Source organism: Gammaproteobacteria bacterium (assembly GCA_003696665.1).
Lineage (GTDB): Bacteria > Pseudomonadota > Gammaproteobacteria > Enterobacterales.
This window is the reverse complement of sequence record RFGJ01000205.1, coordinates 1-1,135: the sequence shown is the minus strand read 5'-3', so window position 1 is coordinate 1,135 and position 1,135 is coordinate 1. Positions and strand designations below refer to the sequence as shown.

The following is a 1,135-nucleotide window of genomic DNA, read 5'->3' as shown; positions in this document are numbered from 1 at the left end:
TTTCCAAAAGGATGATTTGGAAAAGGCCCTCACTTACGTAACCAATAGCCTGGAATTGCGCGAAAAAATCGGCGACCTGGTGGCTCTGGCGCGCTCGTACAACAACCTGGGGCTGTTGCACTGGAAAGCCGGCAAATGGCGGGAAGCCCTTCAGGTGTTTCGCAAAGCCTTGAATTTAAATAACACATTGGGGGATGTTGAAGCCATGATTGAATTGAACAATAATTTAGGCTTACTTTACACCGACCTGGGCGACATGGAAAACGCAAGGGCTCATCTGAAAAATGCGCTGGAATTTGCTCAAAAAATTGGGCACGCTTACCTGGAAGGACAGGGGTACCTGCATCGCAGCCGGTTACACCTGACCATGCAAAATTGGACGCAGGCTATCGAGGACAGCAAACGGGGACTGGACGTATTCAAGCGCATTGGCTCTCAGGAGCACCTGATAGATTTGTACCTGACTCAGGCAGAAGCACACCTGGGACTGAACAACCTTGCAGAGGCCGAAGATGCGTTGAAAACAGCGTTCCAGACTCTGCAACACAACCTGACCAAAGCCATGGCCCCGTCATCAGAACGTGGGCGGGCGTTGCGCATTGCAGCAGCATTAGCCATTCGGCACGCGCAATGGGAACGTGCCACTCAACTGGTCACAGAAAGCCTGGAAACCTTGCAGGCAACCGGCAATCAATTGGAATACGCGCGCACGCTGACTACATTGGCTGAACTGTACAAAAAGCAAAATCGTCTGGAGGAGGCGGTTGCTGCGGCCAACCAGGCGGCATCGATCTTCAAGGAATTAGGGGCGCAGCCCGATCTAGTGCATCTGGCGCGCATCAAAGTACTGGATATATCCCGCCTGAATTAACCAGCCCGCACAATCGGCGGGAAAGAAAGTCTCTCTCTCTCTGCCCGAAACGACAAAGGGCAGGATGTTGTAGAACATCCTGCCCTTTGCACTACCGATAAGAAATACTACCGCTACATTTGGGAGGTGTAAATCATCAAGGGTACTGCTGTGCACCCTTAGTGGGTGCTGTTCGTCACGCCAATCGAGGCACTGGTGGAGTTGACATCCGGCGCTACACCCGCCAGGAAGTTCTGTACGAAGGAAGCGGTGGAGAAGGTCGAG

General features: G+C 52.6%; 1 protein-coding gene. It reads left to right on the top strand.

Features of this window, described 5'->3' with window-relative positions; translation table 11 throughout:
• Window positions 1-871: tetratricopeptide repeat protein (locus D6694_05940; protein RMH44358.1), on the top strand; the 871-nt coding region annotated here is incomplete at its 5' end.
• Window positions 872-1,135 lie beyond the last annotated feature (264 nt).